A 16462-nucleotide genomic window follows, 5' to 3' on the forward strand; every position below is an offset into this window, starting at 1 on the left:
ACGGCTCGGTCTACCGCATCAACGGCAAGGAGGCGCGCGCCAAGGATGTGCAGCTGCTCTTCGCCGATGCCTCCACCGGCGCCCGCTCGCCCTCCATGGTGGGGCAGGGCCGCATCGGCGAACTCATCCAGGCAAAACCCCAGGCGCGCCGCCAGCTGCTCGAAGAGGCGGCCGGCATTTCCGGCCTGCATTCCCGCCGTCACGAGGCGGAGCTGCGCATGCGCGCCGCCGAAACCAATCTCGAGCGGTTGGAAGACGTCACCTCGCAGCTCGAAAGCCAGATCGAAAGCCTGAAGCGTCAGTCGCGCCAGGCGAACCGCTTCAAGATGCTCTCCGCCGATATCCGCCGCCACGAGGCGATGCTCCTGCATATCCGCTGGGTGCAGGCCAAGGAGGCCGAGGGCGAGGCCGAAAGCCAGCTCAATCAGGCGACCTCCATCGTCGCTGAGCGGGCGAATGCTCAGATGCAGGCGGCCAAGGAGCAGGCCGTCGCCAGCCTGAAACTGCCGGAACTGCGCGAGAACGAGGCGAAACTCGCTGCCGTGCTGCAACGCCTGCAGATCGCCCGCACGCAGCTGGAAGAGGATGCCGCCCGCCTGCTGCGCCGCCGCGATGAGCTTGCCCGCCGCATGGCACAGCTTGCCGAGGACATCGTGCGCGAAGAGCGCATGGTGGCCGACAATGCCGCCGTGCTGGATCGGCTGACGGCGGAGGAGGATGAAATCGGCGAAATCCTCGCCGAGGCCGACGAGCGCGCCGAAGCCACCCGCGAGACGATGGGAGAGGCCGCCGCAAAGCTCGCGACAAGCGAAGCGGCGCTCGCCGCCGTCACCGCTGAACGGGCGGAAGCCTCGGCGGTGCGCAACCAGCTGGAAAAGGCGATCCGCGATCTCTCGGAGCGCCATTTCCGCCTCGGCCAGCAATTGGATGCACAGGCGCGCGACCTCGACGAGATGGATGCGCGCATCAACGCGCTGCCCGATCCGGAAGAGCGCCGCGCCGCCGTGCAGTTTGCCGAAGAGGCTTTGGAAGCGGCCGGCGAGTTGCTGGTCGCCGTGGAGGAGGCGCTGGAGGAGGCGCGTTTTGCGGAGAGCGCCTTGCGTGGCCCGGTCGATACCACCCGCGCCCGCTTCGCCGGCATAGAGACGGAAGCCCGCACGATCCGGCGCATGCTGGAGGCCGGCGCTGCCGGCGGCTCCTTCGCGCCTGTCGTCGAGGATGTCGATGTCGACCGCGGTTATGAAACCGCGCTCGGTGCCGCCCTCGGTGACGATCTCGATTCTCCCGCCGACACCGATGCGCCCGTGCACTGGCGCCTTTCCGGCGATGCGTCCGGCGATCCCGCGCTGCCGTCAGGCGTCTCCGCCCTGATCACCCACGTCCGTGCGCCAAAAGTCCTGCATCGGCGGCTGGCGCAGATCGGCATCGCCGGCAGCGTCGATGCGGCGCTGACCCTGCTGCCGCAGCTGAAGCCCGGCCAGCGGCTCGTCACGCGCGATGGTGCCGTCTTCCGCTGGGATGGCCATGTCACCAGTGCCGATGCGCCGAGTGCCGCCGCCCTTCGCCTCGAACAGAAAAACCGCCTCGCCGAACTCGAAACGGAACTGGAAGACGCCCGCGCGGCGCTCGCTGATGCCGAAGCGGATCTCGCCCGCGCCGGCGAGACGATCCGCGCCGAGACGCAACGCCAGCAGGCCGCCCGCGAAACGCAGCGTGCCGCCACCCGCACGCTAGCCGAAGCCCGCGAGGCGTTGGAAGCCTCCGAGCGCGCCGCCGGCGATCTCATCCGCCGCCGTGCCGTGCTTGCGGAAACGCGCGCGCAGATCGAGGCGCAGGTGGATGAGGCTGCGACCTCGCTCGAGGATGCGCGCGCCGCGCTGGAGGATGCCCCGGATCTCGCCGATCTGGATCTTCGCCTGCGCACCCATACGATGGATGTCGCCACCGATCGTGCGACGCTCGCCGAAACCCGCGCCGCCCATGACGGCCTCGCCCGCGAAATGGCCGACCGAAAGCGCCGCCTGATGGCGATTTCCGCCGAGCGCGAGACTTGGAAAAACCGCGCCGCCAGTGCCGAAAACCACATCGCGACCCTGCGCGAGCGCGAGGCGGAAGCGCGCGAGGAAATGGAGGAGCTTGCCGAGGCGCCCGACGAGATCGAGGACAAGCGCCGCGAGCTGCTGACCGGCCTGACCAACGCCGAAGCCGCCCGCCGGGAAGCCGCCGATGCGCTTCAGGAGGCCGAAAACCGCCAGCGTGAGGCCGACCGCATCGCCGCGACGGCTCTCTCGCAGCTCGCCGAATCCCGCGAGGTCAGGGGCCGCGCGGAAGAACGCCTCGTTTCCGCCCGCGAACGCCGCGTCGAAGGCGAGGCGCGCATCCGCGAAGCCCTGTCCTGCGCGCCGCACGAGGCATTGCGCGTCACCGGCCACCCCGCCGATGCGCCGTTGCCCGACCCACGCGAGCGCGAACGCGAACTCGACCGGCTGAAGATCGAGCGCGAACGACTGGGCGCGGTGAACCTGCGTGCCGAGGAGGAGCAGAAGGAGCTGACGGAAAAGCTCGATGCTCTCGTCGCCGAGCGCGAGGATATCATCGAGGCGATCCGCAAGCTGCGCTCGGCCATCCAGAGCCTCAACCGCGAAGGCCGCGAGCGGCTGCTCGCCGCCTTCGACGTGGTCAATGTGCAGTTTCAGCGCCTGTTTACTCACCTCTTCGGCGGCGGCACGGCGGAGCTTCAGCTGATCGAGAGCGACGACCCGCTCGATGCCGGCCTTGAAATCCTCGCCCGCCCGCCCGGCAAGAAGCCGCAGACCATGACGTTGCTGTCAGGCGGCGAGCAGGCGCTGACCGCCATGGCGCTGATCTTCGCCGTCTTCCTCACCAATCCCGCGCCGATCTGCGTGCTGGACGAGGTGGACGCGCCGCTCGACGACCACAATGTCGAGCGCTACTGCAACCTGATGGACGAGATGGCGGCCTCCACCGAAACCCGCTTCGTCATCATCACCCACAATCCCATCACCATGGCCCGCATGAACCGCCTATTCGGCGTCACCATGGCCGAGCAGGGCGTGTCGCAACTGGTGTCGGTGGATCTCCAGACGGCGGAGCAGTTGCGCGAAGCTTCCTGACGGGAACAAAACCTCACCCGATGCATTGATGAGCGCCTGCGCGTTCCTGCAGGCGAGACATGCAATTGGGGATCAAATTCGTGAGCAGAGATACACTTTACATGGTCATCGGCGCCCTCATCGTCGTGGTGGCCGGGTTTTCCTATTATGCCTACCAGCAGGAGAAGAAGCCTGACGGCGTCGAAATCCGGGTGGATGAGAAGGGGCTTTCCATCGAGGGAAATTGAGGCCATGTCTGGTCTTGAGCCTGCCGCCGCCCCGAACGGGGCGTGCGGCATTATATTTTTCATCGATGATATTGCATCGCCGTCGCAATTTTGACGCAGTGCAGCAAAATTCCTATCGGGCCGCGTTTTCAACGGGATGGACTTCCTGTAGATTGAAAAAACGCATTTGGGGAGGCGTCGATGGAGAAGTGGGTCTATACCTTTGGGGACGGTCGTGCCGAGGGCAGTGCTGCGGATCGCAACCTGCTGGGCGGCAAGGGCGCGAACCTTGCGGAAATGTGCAATCTCGGCCTTCCCGTGCCCCCCGGCCTCACCATCGTCACCGCCGCCTGCAACCACTATTACGATAGCGGCCGTGCCCTGCCGGCGGGGCTGAAGGACCAGGTCCGCGAGGCGCTGCGCCAGATGGAGGCGATCACCGGCCGCACCTTCGGCGATACGGCCAAGCCGCTCCTGCTTTCCGTGCGTTCCGGCGCGCGCGCCTCCATGCCGGGCATGATGGATACGGTGCTGAACCTCGGCCTCAACGACAGGACCGTCGAAGCGCTCGGCCACGATGCCGGTGATGCCCGCTTCGCCTGGGACAGCTACCGCCGCTTCATCCAGATGTATGGCGATGTCGTCATGGGCCTCGATCACGAGGTCTTCGAGGAAATCCTGGAAGACGAGAAGGGCCGGCTCGGCCATGAGCAGGATACCGAACTCTCCGCCGTCGAATGGCAGCATGTCATCGCCCGCTACAAGGATGTCATCCGCGAGGAGCTGGACGAGGAATTCCCGCAGGATCCGGAAGTCCAGCTCTGGGGTGCCATCGGCGCCGTCTTCGCCAGCTGGATGAATGCGCGCGCCGTCACCTATCGCACACTGCACAATATTCCCGCCGTCTGGGGCACTGCCGTCAACGTCCAGGCCATGGTCTTCGGCAATCTCGGCAATTCCTCGGCGACCGGCGTCGCCTTCACGCGCAATCCCTCGACGGGCGAAAACAAGCTCTATGGCGAGTTTCTCGTCAATGCGCAGGGCGAGGATGTCGTGGCCGGCATCCGCACGCCGCAGAACATCACCGAGGAAGCGCGCCTCGCCTCGGGTTCCGACCGTCCCTCGCTGGAAAAGCTGATGCCGGAGGCCTTTGCCGAATTCCGCGGCATCTGCGACCGGCTGGAACAGCACTACCGCGATATGCAGGACCTCGAATTCACCATCGAGCGCGGCAAGCTCTGGATGCTGCAGACCCGCTCTGGCAAGCGCACCGCCAAGGCCGCGCTGAAGATCGCCGTCGAGATGGCGGAGGAAGGCTTGATCAGCGAAGGCGAAGCCGTCTCCCGTATCGATCCCGCCTCGCTCGACCAGCTCCTGCATCCGACCATCGATCCGCGCGCCCGCCGCGACGTCATCGGTTCCGGCCTGCCGGCCTCGCCGGGGGCGGCCACGGGCGCCATCGTCTTCACCTCGGAGGATGCGGTGCAGGCCGAGGAGGAAGGCCGCAAGGTCATTCTTGTGCGCATCGAGACGAGCCCGGAAGACATCCACGGCATGCACGCCGCCGAGGGCATTCTGACCACGCGCGGCGGCATGACGAGCCATGCGGCGGTCGTGGCGCGCGGCATGGGCACCCCCTGCGTTTCCGGCGCCGGCACGCTGCGCGTCGACCTGCGCAACGAGATGCTGGTGGCGCATGGCGTGACGCTGAGGAAAGGGGACGTCATCACCATCGACGGCTCCTCCGGCCAGGTGCTGAAGGGCGAGATCCCGATGCTCCAGCCTGAATTGTCGGGCGATTTCGGCCGCATCATGCAATGGGCGGACCGCACGCGCCGCATGAAGGTGCGCACCAATGCCGAAACGCCGGCCGATGCGCGCGCCGCGCGTTCCTTCGGTGCCGAGGGCATCGGTCTCTGCCGCACCGAGCACATGTTCTTCGAGGGTAACCGCATCAATGTGATGCGCGAGATGATCCTCGCCGAGGACGAAGCCGGCCGCCGTGCGTCTCTCGCCAAGCTCCTGCCCATGCAGCGTTCGGATTTTGTCGAACTCTTCGAGATCATGCACGGCATGCCCGTGACGATCCGCCTGCTCGATCCGCCGCTGCATGAATTCCTGCCGAAGACGGACGAGGAGATCGCCGAAGTGGCGGCGGCACTTGCCATCGACGAGGCCTTGCTGCGCCGCCGGGTCGATACGCTGCATGAATTCAATCCCATGCTCGGCCACCGCGGCTGCCGCCTCGCCATCTCCTATCCGGAGATCGCCGAAATGCAGGCCCGCGCCATCTTCGAGGCGGCCGTGGAAGCGGCCAGGACGACGGGTGCCGCTGTCGAACCCGAGATCATGGTGCCGCTCGTCGGCCTCAAAGCGGAGCTGGATTATGTGAAGGCGCGCATCGACGCGGTCGCCAAGGCGGTCATCGCCGAAAGCGGCGTGCCGATCACCTATCTCACCGGCACGATGATCGAGCTGCCGCGCGCCGCGCTGCGTGCCCATGTCATCGCCGAATCGGCCGAATTCTTTTCCTTCGGCACCAACGACCTGACGCAGACGACCTTCGGCATCTCGCGCGACGACGCCTCGGCCTTCCTGTCGACCTATATCCAGAAGGGCATCGTCGAGCAGGACCCGTTCGTGCAGCTCGATTTCGATGGCGTGGGCGAACTCATCCGCATCGCCGCCGAGCGTGGCCGCCGCACCCGGGGCGACCTGAAGCTCGGCATCTGCGGCGAACATGGCGGCGATCCGGCCTCGATCCATTTCTGCGAGGAGGCGGGGCTGGATTACGTGTCCTGTTCGCCCTTCCGCGTGCCGATCGCGCGGCTTGCGGCAGCGCAAGCCGCCTTCAAGGGCAAGGGCTGATCCGGCAAACGATCAGTGGCGCCGGCCGCGGACATAGATCACGGTCGGCTGGTTCCACATGATCGGGTCCATGCGCGTGACGCGGAACTCGGCGCGGCGGTCGAGATCGATGCGTTGCAGGCATTCCGCGAAGGCATCGGTGTTGGGGCGGAAGCCATAGGCGCGGCACTTGTTTTCATCGCCGGCGCGCACTTCGGCTGCCGTCTGGCAGCCGGCGAGGAAAAGCGCGGTCGCGGCAAGGGCAGCGAAGCGAATGAGGATTTTCGACATGGGAACTCCGGAAACTGTTATGCGACAGACATAACGCCTGTCGCCCGACAGTGTATAGCGCGCTTCCCGAATGGCGCGGTCCGGACGCTGGCCGTCATATGCGTTGCAGCACATCGACGAAAGCGTCGGCAAACCGCTTGAGGTCCGAAGTCTTCTCGTCGGGATTTTCCACGCGGATGGCCGCGCCTTCAGCATCGAGCAGCGCAAAGACGACGCTCAAAGCGCCCGCATCGCCCTTCGGCACACGCAACGCGGCGATGCGCAGGCAATCGTCCGCAAGGCCTGAGGCGGGCAGGTCGAAGAGATAATCGCCACCGAGCTGACTGGCAGCGGCGCGAACCGCTTCGGCAAAACCGGCTTCGTCGCCGGAAAAGCCGTCGAGCGACAATTCGAGTTCGAGAAGCTCCAGGGGGAGGGCGGGTTCGCCAGCCGTGATGGCGAGCGGTGTGTCGGCGGCAGTCTGCGTCGGCAACATCGTCTTGCTCCTAAACCAAGTCCAGCGAACGGGCGAAACGCTGTTTTGTTCGCCCGTGCATCCGTAAATTACCCCCGTTTATGAAAACTCGTTAACGAGCGTGGCAAATTTACGGCACGCAAGGTTTTTCGTAGGGCGTTATCGGAATGTCATCGCTAAAGCGCGCCACGACGCCGATGGAAAAATCCGCCTTCCTGCGTTAGGGAAGGAAAGCGGCAGCGACGCCGCGGGCAGAGCGGGTGAGCCATGGCGATCACGATCCAGTACGAACGGCCCGTTTCCCATGCGGCGCATTGGGCGCGGCGGCTTGCGCTGTTTTCCTGCGTGCTGTTCGTCGCCGTCGTGCTGTCGCATCGTTTCGGCCCGCTGACGACGCCGCATTTCCTGGCGCTTGCCGGCTTTGCCGCTGTTATGGCGGGACTGGCTGTGCTGCTGGCGGCCGTCGGCCTCGCGCGGCTCTGGATGGTCGGCGCGCGTGGTGGCAAGGCGTCGTTGACGGCGCTGCTCTTCTCGCTTTTGCCGCTCGGCGTCTCGGGTGCAGCGGCCTATGCCTATTTCTATCGCCCGGCGCTCTATGACGTGACGACGGACACACTCGCCCCGCCCCCCTGGCTTTCCCAGCCGTCCGCCCAGCAGGATTGGCTGCCGCGCGTCGGCATGGTGACGGCGCGTGATCGCGAGGTGCAGCTCGAGGCCTATCCCGCTTTGTCCGGGCGCCGCTACGAAGGCGCACTCGATCGCGTCTATCAGGGCGCGCGCAAGGTCGCCGCCGCCTATGGCATCACCATCACCAGCGAAGCGGGCCTCGACAATATCCAGGCCGATCTCGAAGACCTCGTCGTCGATCCGGGCAAGGTGGCGAAGAGCCAGGAGGAGCTTGGCGAGGTGCCGATCCCCGAGGCCCGACCGGAGGCCACGCCGACCCTGCCGCATATCGGCGGCCCCGGCGACGTGCTGCTGCAGGGCGAATGGCGCTCGCCGCTCTTCGGCTTCCGCTTCGATGTTGTCATTCGCCTGCGCGAGGAGGCGGAGACGACGCTGGTCGACATGCGCGCCGCCTCACGCTACGGGCCGCATGATCTCGGCATCGGCGCCGAGCTGGTCGAGGGCTATCTGAAGGCGCTCGACGCCGAATTGTTGGGCATCGCCGGAGATTAAGTACCCGGCGCCGGGAAATAGAGCCCGTTCAACGAGGGCGGCCCCTCTGTCACCACCTCGCCGCGCCCCACGAGATCCTCCAGATGTGCCAGCACCGAGAGCGCCGCCGCGCCGTGCAGGCGCGGATCGGTCTCGCGATAGATGACCTTCACCATATCCGCGATCAGCCGGTCGCCCGCCCGGATGCGCTCGCGCACCGCCCGCTCGCGCATGCGCCGATGTGTGCGCAACCCGCGCAGGAACGAGGCCGGTTCGCGCACCGGCCCGCCATGGCCGGGAAAATAGATGCGGTCGTCGCGTTCCAGCAGCCGTTCCAGCGAGGCCATGTAGTCCGCCATGGCGCCATCCGGCGGCGCGACGATGGTTGTCGCCCAGGCCATGACATGGTCGGCGGAAAACACGATGCCATCGGGACCGTCGAGCGCGAAGGCCGCATGGTTGGCCGTGTGGCCGGGCGTGAGCAGCGCGGTCAGCGCCCAGCCGTCGCCTTGCACGCGCTCGCCATGGCCAAGCGCGATGTCAGGTACGAAGTCGACGTCCGAACTCTCGGCAAAGGGGTTGCTTTCGCCCTCATGCAGCGGCCGTGCCGCCCGGTGTGGCCCCTCGGCGACGATGATCGCCCCCGTCTCCGCCTTCAGCCGGCGGGCAAGCGGGGAATGGTCGCGGTGGGTGTGGCTGACGGCGATATGCGTCACCTCCCGGCCGGCAAGCGCGCGCATCAGCGCGGCGAAATGCGCCTCGTCCTCAGGACCGGGGTCGATGACGGCCACGGATTTGCCGCCGACGATGTAGCTGTTCGTGCCGTGGAAGGTGAAGGGGCTCGGATTGTTGACGGTGAGGCGCTGCACGCCCGGCGCGACGGGTACCGCCTCACCATAGGCCGGCTTGAAATCGAGGTCGAAGCGCGGCGCGTCGTCTTGCGTTGTACTGGCCACAACGGTCACTTGTACTCGATTTCGATGAAGCTCATCGGCTTGTCGCCGCCATTGACGACATTGTGCGCCACGCCGGCCTCGCGCCGATAGACCGCGCCGGTCTTGCTGTGCACGCGCCGCTCGCCCGTCTCTTCCTCGATGAGAAAGTCGCAATCCGTCATCGGCACCACGACATAGCCGAGCCCGTGCACGTGATGGCCGGTATCGGCCCCCGGCTCGAAATCCCAGCGCGTGACGCGCACGACGGCATCGTCGAGAAGAATGGTGGGCACGGCCGGCGGACGGGCGCGAAACTGGGACATCAAGGCTCCTCGTGAGAATGGCGGCGCACAGGCCTGTTAGGCAGGCCCGAGCCGCCAAGACGGTCATCCCGCGACCCTATCCGCCACCGCCCCGCCTGCCAAGCACCAAGCGGCCCGGCATTCCAAATCGGGCACGGGCAAGAATTAATCGCGGAAGAGAGAACTTAACCATTGTCCACCCCCGCGCCCTTTGCTAATCAGGCACCCGCCGTGTTGGGGCGTCGCCAAGCGGTAAGGCACCGGTTTTTGGTACCGGCATTCCCAGGTTCGAATCCTGGCGCCCCAGCCAGCTCTCTTTTCAAGCAAACAGAATCCATTTCGATCAGGCTTAATCGCACGAAGCCTGCCGCTTCCACGGGTTGCTGGATGGCAACCTCGTGGTTTGACGGGTATTACCACAAATGAACGTCCGCAAAAGTCGCCGGGGCACATTGATCTCAAGCGGATTCTCCTTCATTCCGGTTGACCATCGGCGGCCTCACGGAAGGCCGTGATGACCCCGTCGCTTTTGACATGTCGGATGAAACGCATGACCTCATCGAACCGGCGCAAACAGGAGAGCAGGGACCCGTTCCTGGCGACGCCGGCGGGCGTGGCGCGCAGTGCAAGCCGCTCATGGGGCGGGCGGCCCAAGGCGTTGCAGCATATCATCGATACGATGGGCAATGTGATCGTATCGCCGGCCTCGCCGCTGATGGCGAATTTCACCGGCTGCAAGGTGATCCACAAGCTGCAGAAGCCGGGCGCCCATGTGACGGCCGTGGGCGATCCCGCGATCAAGGGCGCACGCCCGGCGAGCTTCGATACGGCGCTACGCCTTCTCTCCAAGCAGGGTGCCCAGGGGCGAGGGCTTTCCGAGGCGCTCGGCGACCTGCGTGATTCCATGGTCTGGCATCAGGGGCCGGCCGGACCCTATGCCAGCGTGAATTTCGAGCGCGACCATGCGCATGCGGTGCTGATCGGCGAACATGGCCTGGAGCAGCGTAGCGATGTCCGCATCGGCCTGACCCTGCTTGCGCCCTATACGCGCTTTCCCGATTTCCTCCAGCCTTACCCGTCCGTCGTGCTTCCGCTGACGGACGGCGAGTTCACGCTCGAAGGCGGCGACTGGAGCCGACGCCGCCTGGGCACGGCGCTGCACTATCCGGCGGGAAGCCATTTTGCCGTGCGCTCCACGGCCCGCCCCCTCATGATGCTGTGGGGGCATCTTTTGCAGAGCCGCTGACGAAGTGGCGCGTGCCTGTTTCTAAGCCAGGCCGCCGAGCGGGATCAGTTCCTTCGCGCCCGCGCGCCATTCGTTTCCTTCCCAGTCGCCAAGCCAGCGATCCACCCGCAGGCCGGCCTCGGCGATCAAACCTTCCAGCTCGGCCTTTTCCGGAAACGCGATGTGCGAGGCAGCCGAAAGGCGTTTGCCCGTCGCCTGGATTTCATAATGGGTGCCATAGGTGACGATGCCGGTCGCGGGGTCCTCGCTGACATCGTTCCAGGCGGAGACGGGGCCGAAGCGGGGATGCTCGACGGTGCGCAGCGATTCCTCCGGCCCCCATTCCTCCCATTCGCGGCAGGCAGGGTTGCGGCTGTCGAAGATGAAGCGGCCGCCGGGGGTGAGATGGGCGGCGATGGTCGAAAGCGCCGCGCGGCGATCCTCTGGCGTCAGGAAGACCTGGAAGGCGTGGCCGGTCAGCAGCACCAGCTCGAAGCGGCGGCCAAGCCGCAGTGTGCGCGCATCGCCCTCGATGAATTCCGCCGTGCCCGGTTTGGCCCGTGCGATCTCCAGCATGGCGGGAGCCGGATCGACGCCGACGACCGTGCGGCCTTTCGCCAGCGCCACGGCAAGCTCGCCTGTGCCGCAGCCGAGGTCGAGCACGCTTGCGGCATCCCTGGCCAGCGACAGGCAATAGTCGAAATCGGGCGAGCGCGACCAGCCGTTTTCGAGATCGTAGAAATCGGCGAGTTCGGGGTCGTGATAGAGACGGTCTTCCTGCATTCTGTCCTCCAAATGAAAAGGCCGCGCGTTTCCGCACGGCCTTGAAAGGGATCGATCGATGCGTCCGTTACTTGGCCGCGTCGAGAACCTTTTCGCAGTGCGACGGGCCGCCCTTCGGATCGGGACGATCGGCGACGGCGCGGATATTGTTGATCCTGTAGCTCTCGCTGACGGTCAGCTCGACCGTGCAGGACTTGCCCTTGGCAAAGCCGCCACGCCACTTGTAGATCGTCGCGCCGCCCGAACCCGCGGCGTCGGACTGCGGCGGGCCATAGGCCGCGAAGAAGGTGCCGGCTGTCTTGCCGTTCCAGCGGGCCTGCAGCGGATTGGACGCGACGGTGGCGGTGGTGCATCCGGCGAGGGCAAGCGCGACGCCTGCCAGAATTGCAATGCGGGAGTTCATAGTGCCAGTTCCTTGGACTTCGGTGCGGCCGTGTTGGGGCGACTCGAAAACGAGCCTCGATTCGCCATAGCGCAGCCCGTGCAAAAGGGGAATCGCTTGCCGTAAACTTTGTGATTGTCCCCGTCGAACGACTGGAAACCTTGCGGATTTGCAACAGTATGGCGGGAAGACCGCCGCTACGCCTGCTCGAACTCCACCAGCGCGCCGTGGAAATCCTTGGGATGAGCAAAAAGCACCGGCTTGCCATGCGCGCCGATCTTCGGCGTGCCGTCGCCGAGAATGCGGGCGCCCGTCGCCCGCACCGTATCGGCGGCAGCGGCGATGTCGGCCACCTCGAAACAGAGATGGTGGATGCCGCCGGCCGGGTTCTTCTCGAGGAAGGCGGCAATTGGCGAGGCCTCGCCGAGCGGATGGAGCAGCTCGATCTTCGTGTTGGGCAGCTCGACGAAGACGACGGTGACGCCGTGCTCCGGCAGGTCCTGCGGGGCGGAGACTTTTGCGCCGAGCGCGGCGTAGCGGTCCGCGGCGGCGGCGAGGTCGGGCACGGCGATGGCGACGTGATTGAGCGCTCCGAGCATGGGCTTCTCCTTACTGGTTGCGGATCCGGCCTTCGACGAGATCGAGCACGGCATTGGCCGCATCGAGCACGTTTGTGCCGGGGCCGAAGACCGCGGCGACGCCGTTTTCGATGAGGAAATCGTAATCCTGCCGCGGAATGACGCCGCCGACGACCACGACGACGTTCTCCGCCCCGCGTTCGCGCAGTGATGCGACCAGCGCCGGCGCCAGCGTCTTGTGGCCGGCAGCGAGCGAGGACATGCCGACGACCTGCACCTTCTGCGCGACGGCGAGGTCTGCCGCCTCTTCGGGCGTCTGGAAGAGCGGGCCCATCAGCACCTCGAAGCCGAGGTCGCCGAAGGCCGAGGCGATCACCTTCGCGCCGCGGTCATGGCCGTCCTGGCCGAGTTTCGCCACCATGATCTTCGGCCGCGCCTTGTGCGCGGCGATCCTGCCGGTGAGCGTCCTGAATTCCGGATCGTCGCCATAGGCGGGGCCGTAGATATCGCCGACCACCTCCGGCAGGGCGGCATGGTCGCCGAAGGCGCGGCGCATGGCATCGGAAATCTCGCCCACGGTGGCGCGCGCCCGTGCGGCCGCGACGGCCGCTTCGAGAAGGTTGCCTTCGCCGGTCTTGGCGACGGTTTCCAGTGCGCCGAGCGCCGCATCGACGGCCTTGCCGTCGCGGCGGCGGCGGATGTCCTCCAGCCGCTTGATCTGCGATGCACGCACGGCGCTGTTGTCGATCTCCAGAATGTCGATCGGCTGCTCGTCCTCCAGCCGGTATTTGTTGACGCCGACGATCACCTCGTCGCCGCGGTCGACGGCGGCCTGCCGACGCGTCGCGGCCTCCTCGATCAGGCGCTTCGGCAGGCCCTCGATCACGGCCTTCGTCATGCCGCCCATCGCCTCGACCTCCGTAATCAGCGCCCAGGCCTTTTCGGCCAGTTCGCTGGTGAGGCTCTCGACGTAATAGGAGCCGGCGAGGGGATCGACGACCTTGGTGACACCCGTCTCGTGCTGGAGGATCAATTGCGTGTTGCGCGCGATGCGGGCGGAAAATTCCGTCGGCAGCGCGATCGCCTCGTCGAAGGAATTGGTGTGCAGCGACTGCGTGCCGCCGAGTGCGGCCGACATCGCCTCGAAGGCGGTGCGCACGATGTTGTTGTAGGGATCCTGCTCCTGCAGCGAGACGCCGGAGGTCTGGCAATGGGTGCGCAGCATGCGCGAGGAGGCCTTCTTCGGCTGGAACTCGTCCATCACGCGGTCCCAGAGCAGGCGGGCGGCGCGCAGCTTGGCCGCCTCCATGAAGAAGTTCATGCCGATGGCGAAGAAGAAGGAGAGGCGGCCGGCGAAATCATCGACGGAGAGCCCCTTGGCGATGGCGGCGCGGACATATTCACGCCCGTCGGCGATGGTGAAGGCCAGCTCCTGCACCAGCGTCGCGCCGGCCTCCTGCATGTGATAGCCGGAGATCGAGATGGAGTTGAACTTCGGCATCTCGCGCGCCGTGTAGTCGATGATGTCGGCGATGATCCGCATCGAGGGCTGCGGTGGGTAGATATAGGTGTTGCGGACCATGAACTCCTTGAGGATGTCGTTCTGGATGGTTCCGGACAGCGCCTCGCGCGGCACGCCTTGTTCTTCGCCGGCGACGATGAAGCTGGCAAGGATCGGGATGACCGCGCCGTTCATCGTCATGGAGACGGAGATCTTCTCCAGCGGAATGTTGGAGAACAGGATCTTCATGTCCTCGACGCTGTCGATGGCCACCCCCGCCTTGCCGACATCGCCGACGACGCGCGGATGGTCGCTGTCATAGCCGCGATGGGTGGCGAGGTCGAAGGCGACGGAGACACCCTGCTGGCCGGCGGCGAGCGCCTTGCGGTAGAAGGCGTTGGAGGCCTCGGCGGTGGAGAAACCGGCATATTGCCGGATCGTCCAGGGACGGCCGGCATACATGGTGGCGCGCGGCCCGCGCACGAAGGGCGCAAAGCCCGGCAGCGAGCCGAGATGATCGATGCCGGTGAGATCGTCGGCGGTATAGACCGGCTTGACGGCGATGCCCTCAGGTGTGCGCCAGGTCAGCGTTTCCGGGGCGGCGCGCAGTTCCTTTTCGGCGAGCGCCTCCCAGTCTTTCAGCGTCTTGTCGGCCATCATTCGAACTCCAAGATCGTTTCATCCACCGCAAGGCTCTGCCCGACCTTGACGGCGAGGCGCTTGACGGTGCCGCGGCGCTCCGCCCGCATCATGTTTTCCATCTTCATCGCCTCGATCGTGGCGAGTGCCTGGCCCGCCTCGACGACATCGCCTTCCGCAACGAGAAGCGCGGTGACGACGCCGGGCATCGGGCAGAGCAGCAGCTTGGACGTATCCGGCGGCGCCTTCTTCGGCATGAGGCGGGCAAGGGCGGCGACACGCGGCGCACGCACATGCACCTTCACATCCATGCCATGCCAGCGCAGGCGGATCGCCGGGCCGGAAAGGTCCACCTTCACGCCCAGTCGTTCCCCCGCGACGGTGAAGACGGCATGGCGACGGCCGGGCGTCCAGTCGCTTTCGACGGTAAGCGTCTCGCCGGTCTCGAACTGGACGGAAACGCCGCCGTCCCGGTTTTCCAGCGTCAGCGCATGATCGCCATCGGCAAGGCTGGCGACCCATTGTTTGCCGACGACGCGGCGGTGATTGCCGATCGTGCCGGAAATCTGCGCGGCGCGCGCCTGCACGGCCTGCTGCACGAACGCGGCGACCGCGGCAAGCTTAAGGGCCGCCGCGGCATCCGGCGCGACGCCGTGAAAACCGTCCGGAAACTCCTCGGCGATGAAGGCCGTGGTCAGCCGCCCGGCGCGAAAACGGTCGTGGCCCATCACAGCGGAGAGGAAGGGCAGGTTGTGGCCGATGCCTTCGACCTCGAAATCGTCAAGCGCCGTTGCCATGGCATCGATGGCGGCGAGCCGCGTCGGCGCCCAGGTGCAGAGTTTCGCGACCATCGGGTCGTAATACATCGAGATTTCGCCACCCTCGAAGACGCCGGTATCGTTGCGCACGACCGTGCCGTTCGCCTGCGCGCCTTCGACTGGCGGGCGGTAGCGGGTGAGGCGACCGATGGACGGCAGGAAGTTGCGGTAGGGGTCTTCCGCATAGAGCCGGCTTTCGATGGCCCAGCCGTTGAGCGTCACGTCGTCCTGCCCGAAGCTCAGCGTTTCTCCCGCGGCGACGCGGATCATCTGCTCGACGAGATCGATGCCGGTAATCAGCTCCGTCACCGGATGCTCCACCTGCAGGCGCGTATTCATCTCGAGGAAGTAGAAATTCCTGTCCCCATCGACGATGAATTCCACCGTGCCGGCGGAATGATAGCCGACGGCCTTCGCCAGCGCCACGGCCTGTTCACCCATCGCCTTGCGGGTCGCGGGGTCGAGGAAGGGCGAGGGCGCCTCCTCCACGACCTTCTGGTTGCGCCGCTGGATGGAGCATTCCCGCTCGCCGAGATAAAGCGTGGTGCCGTGTTTGTCGCCCAGCACCTGGATTTCGATATGGCGCGGCTGCGTCACGAACTTTTCGATGAAGATGCGGTCGTCGCCGAAGGAGCTCTTCGCCTCGTTCTTCGAGGCCTGAAAGCCCTCGCGCGCCTCCGCATCGTTCCAGGCGATGCGCATGCCCTTGCCACCGCCGCCGGCAGAGGCCTTGATCATCACGGGATAGCCGATCTGGCCGGCGATCTTCACCGCCTCGTCGGCATCCTCGATCAGGCCCATATGGCCGGGCACGGTGGAAACGCCCGCGTCGGCCGCGAGTTTCTTGGAGGTGATCTTGTCGCCCATTGCTTGGATAGCGCCGACCGGCGGGCCGATGAAGGCGACGCCTTCCTTCTCCAGCGCCTCGGCGAAGGCGGCGTTTTCCGAGAGGAAGCCGTAGCCGGGATGCACGGCATCCGCCCCGGTCTTGCGGATCGCCTCGATGATCCTGTCGATGACGATATAGGACTGCGCCGACGGTGCCGGGCCGATATGCACGGCCTCGTCGGCCATCTCGACATGCAGCGCACCCCGGTCGGCATCGGAATAGACGGCGACGGTGGCGATGCCGAGTTTCTTCGCAGTCTTTATGACCCGGCAGGCGATTTCGCCGCGATTGGCGATCAGGATTTTCTTGAACATTCTTTA

14 protein-coding genes and 1 tRNA gene are annotated in these 16462 nt (G+C 66.0%); 6 read left to right on the forward strand and 9 right to left on the reverse strand.

Annotation, left to right across the window (positions count from 1 at the left end; genetic code table 11):
* From ACOZK4_RS08505 to ppdK, 3 genes are all read left to right on the forward strand, one after another.
* On the forward strand, positions 1-3134 hold a 3134-nt coding region (locus tag ACOZK4_RS08505; RefSeq protein ID WP_421591511.1), incomplete at its 5' end, for a chromosome segregation SMC family protein.
* A gap of 80 nt (positions 3135-3214) precedes the next feature.
* Entirely contained in the window at positions 3215-3361 is a 147-nt protein-coding gene (locus ACOZK4_RS08510; protein WP_313532586.1) for a hypothetical protein, read from the forward strand.
* 180 nt (positions 3362-3541) lie between these two features.
* Positions 3542-6208, forward strand: coding sequence for a pyruvate, phosphate dikinase (gene ppdK / locus ACOZK4_RS08515; RefSeq protein ID WP_421591512.1), 2667 nt, complete (start codon positions 3542-3544; stop codon positions 6206-6208).
* A gap of 12 nt (positions 6209-6220) precedes the next feature.
* Here the strand turns inward: ppdK and ACOZK4_RS08520 are convergent, their stop codons facing one another.
* Together ACOZK4_RS08520 and ACOZK4_RS08525 are read right to left on the reverse strand one after the other, a co-directional pair.
* Positions 6221-6478, reverse strand: coding sequence for a hypothetical protein (locus ACOZK4_RS08520; protein WP_421591513.1), 258 nt, complete (start codon positions 6476-6478; stop codon positions 6221-6223).
* A gap of 94 nt (positions 6479-6572) precedes the next feature.
* Positions 6573-6953 carry a hypothetical protein gene (locus ACOZK4_RS08525; protein WP_421591514.1) on the reverse strand — a complete coding sequence of 127 codons (381 nt, stop codon included), beginning with the start codon at positions 6951-6953 and terminating at the stop codon, positions 6573-6575.
* Positions 6954-7205: 252 nt separating this feature from the next.
* Here ACOZK4_RS08525 and ACOZK4_RS08530 point away from each other — a divergent pair, with 252 nt between their 5' ends.
* A complete protein-coding gene (locus ACOZK4_RS08530; protein ID WP_421591581.1) occupies positions 7206-8111 on the forward strand; it encodes a DUF1499 domain-containing protein in 906 nt (301 codons plus the stop codon).
* Here ACOZK4_RS08530 and ACOZK4_RS08535 read toward each other — a convergent pair.
* Positions 8108-9046, reverse strand: coding sequence for an MBL fold metallo-hydrolase (locus tag ACOZK4_RS08535; RefSeq protein WP_421591515.1), 939 nt, complete (start codon positions 9044-9046; stop codon positions 8108-8110). The two genes, ACOZK4_RS08530 and ACOZK4_RS08535, sit on opposite strands and share 4 nt — an antisense overlap.
* 5 nt (positions 9047-9051) lie before the next feature.
* Entirely contained in the window at positions 9052-9348 is a 297-nt protein-coding gene (locus ACOZK4_RS08540; RefSeq protein WP_421591516.1) for a cupin, read from the reverse strand.
* A 214-nt stretch (positions 9349-9562) separates the two neighbouring features.
* Between ACOZK4_RS08540 and ACOZK4_RS08545 the strand changes: the two genes are divergently transcribed.
* Together ACOZK4_RS08545 and ACOZK4_RS08550 are read left to right on the forward strand one after the other, a co-directional pair.
* Positions 9563-9637: transfer RNA gene (locus ACOZK4_RS08545), tRNA-Gln, on the forward strand.
* Between the two features lie 240 nt (positions 9638-9877).
* Positions 9878-10573, forward strand: coding sequence for a dimethylsulfonioproprionate lyase family protein (locus tag ACOZK4_RS08550; RefSeq protein ID WP_421591517.1), 696 nt, complete (start codon positions 9878-9880; stop codon positions 10571-10573).
* 21 nt (positions 10574-10594) lie between these two features.
* Here ACOZK4_RS08550 and ACOZK4_RS08555 read toward each other — a convergent pair whose 3' ends face one another.
* The 5 genes from ACOZK4_RS08555 to ACOZK4_RS08575 form a co-directional block, all read right to left on the reverse strand.
* Positions 10595-11335, reverse strand: coding sequence for a class I SAM-dependent methyltransferase (locus ACOZK4_RS08555; protein WP_421591518.1), 741 nt, complete (start codon positions 11333-11335; stop codon positions 10595-10597).
* 67 nt (positions 11336-11402) lie between these two features.
* Positions 11403-11738, reverse strand: coding sequence for a hypothetical protein (locus ACOZK4_RS08560; protein WP_421591519.1), 336 nt, complete (start codon positions 11736-11738; stop codon positions 11403-11405).
* Positions 11739-11914: 176 nt separating this feature from the next.
* Positions 11915-12316, reverse strand: coding sequence for a methylmalonyl-CoA epimerase (gene mce / locus ACOZK4_RS08565; RefSeq protein WP_421591520.1), 402 nt, complete (start codon positions 12314-12316; stop codon positions 11915-11917).
* A gap of 10 nt (positions 12317-12326) precedes the next feature.
* On the reverse strand, positions 12327-14453 hold the full coding sequence (gene scpA, locus ACOZK4_RS08570) for a methylmalonyl-CoA mutase (RefSeq protein ID WP_421591582.1): 2127 nt from the start codon (positions 14451-14453) through the stop codon (positions 12327-12329).
* Entirely contained in the window at positions 14453-16456 is a 2004-nt protein-coding gene (locus ACOZK4_RS08575) for an acetyl-CoA carboxylase biotin carboxylase subunit (protein WP_421591521.1), read from the reverse strand. The genes scpA and ACOZK4_RS08575 overlap by 1 nt, the downstream gene beginning before the upstream one ends.
* Between the last annotated feature and the right edge of the window lie 6 nt (positions 16457-16462).

It is taken from the genome of Shinella sp. M27, from assembly GCF_049199905.1.
Lineage (GTDB): Bacteria > Pseudomonadota > Alphaproteobacteria > Rhizobiales > Rhizobiaceae > Shinella.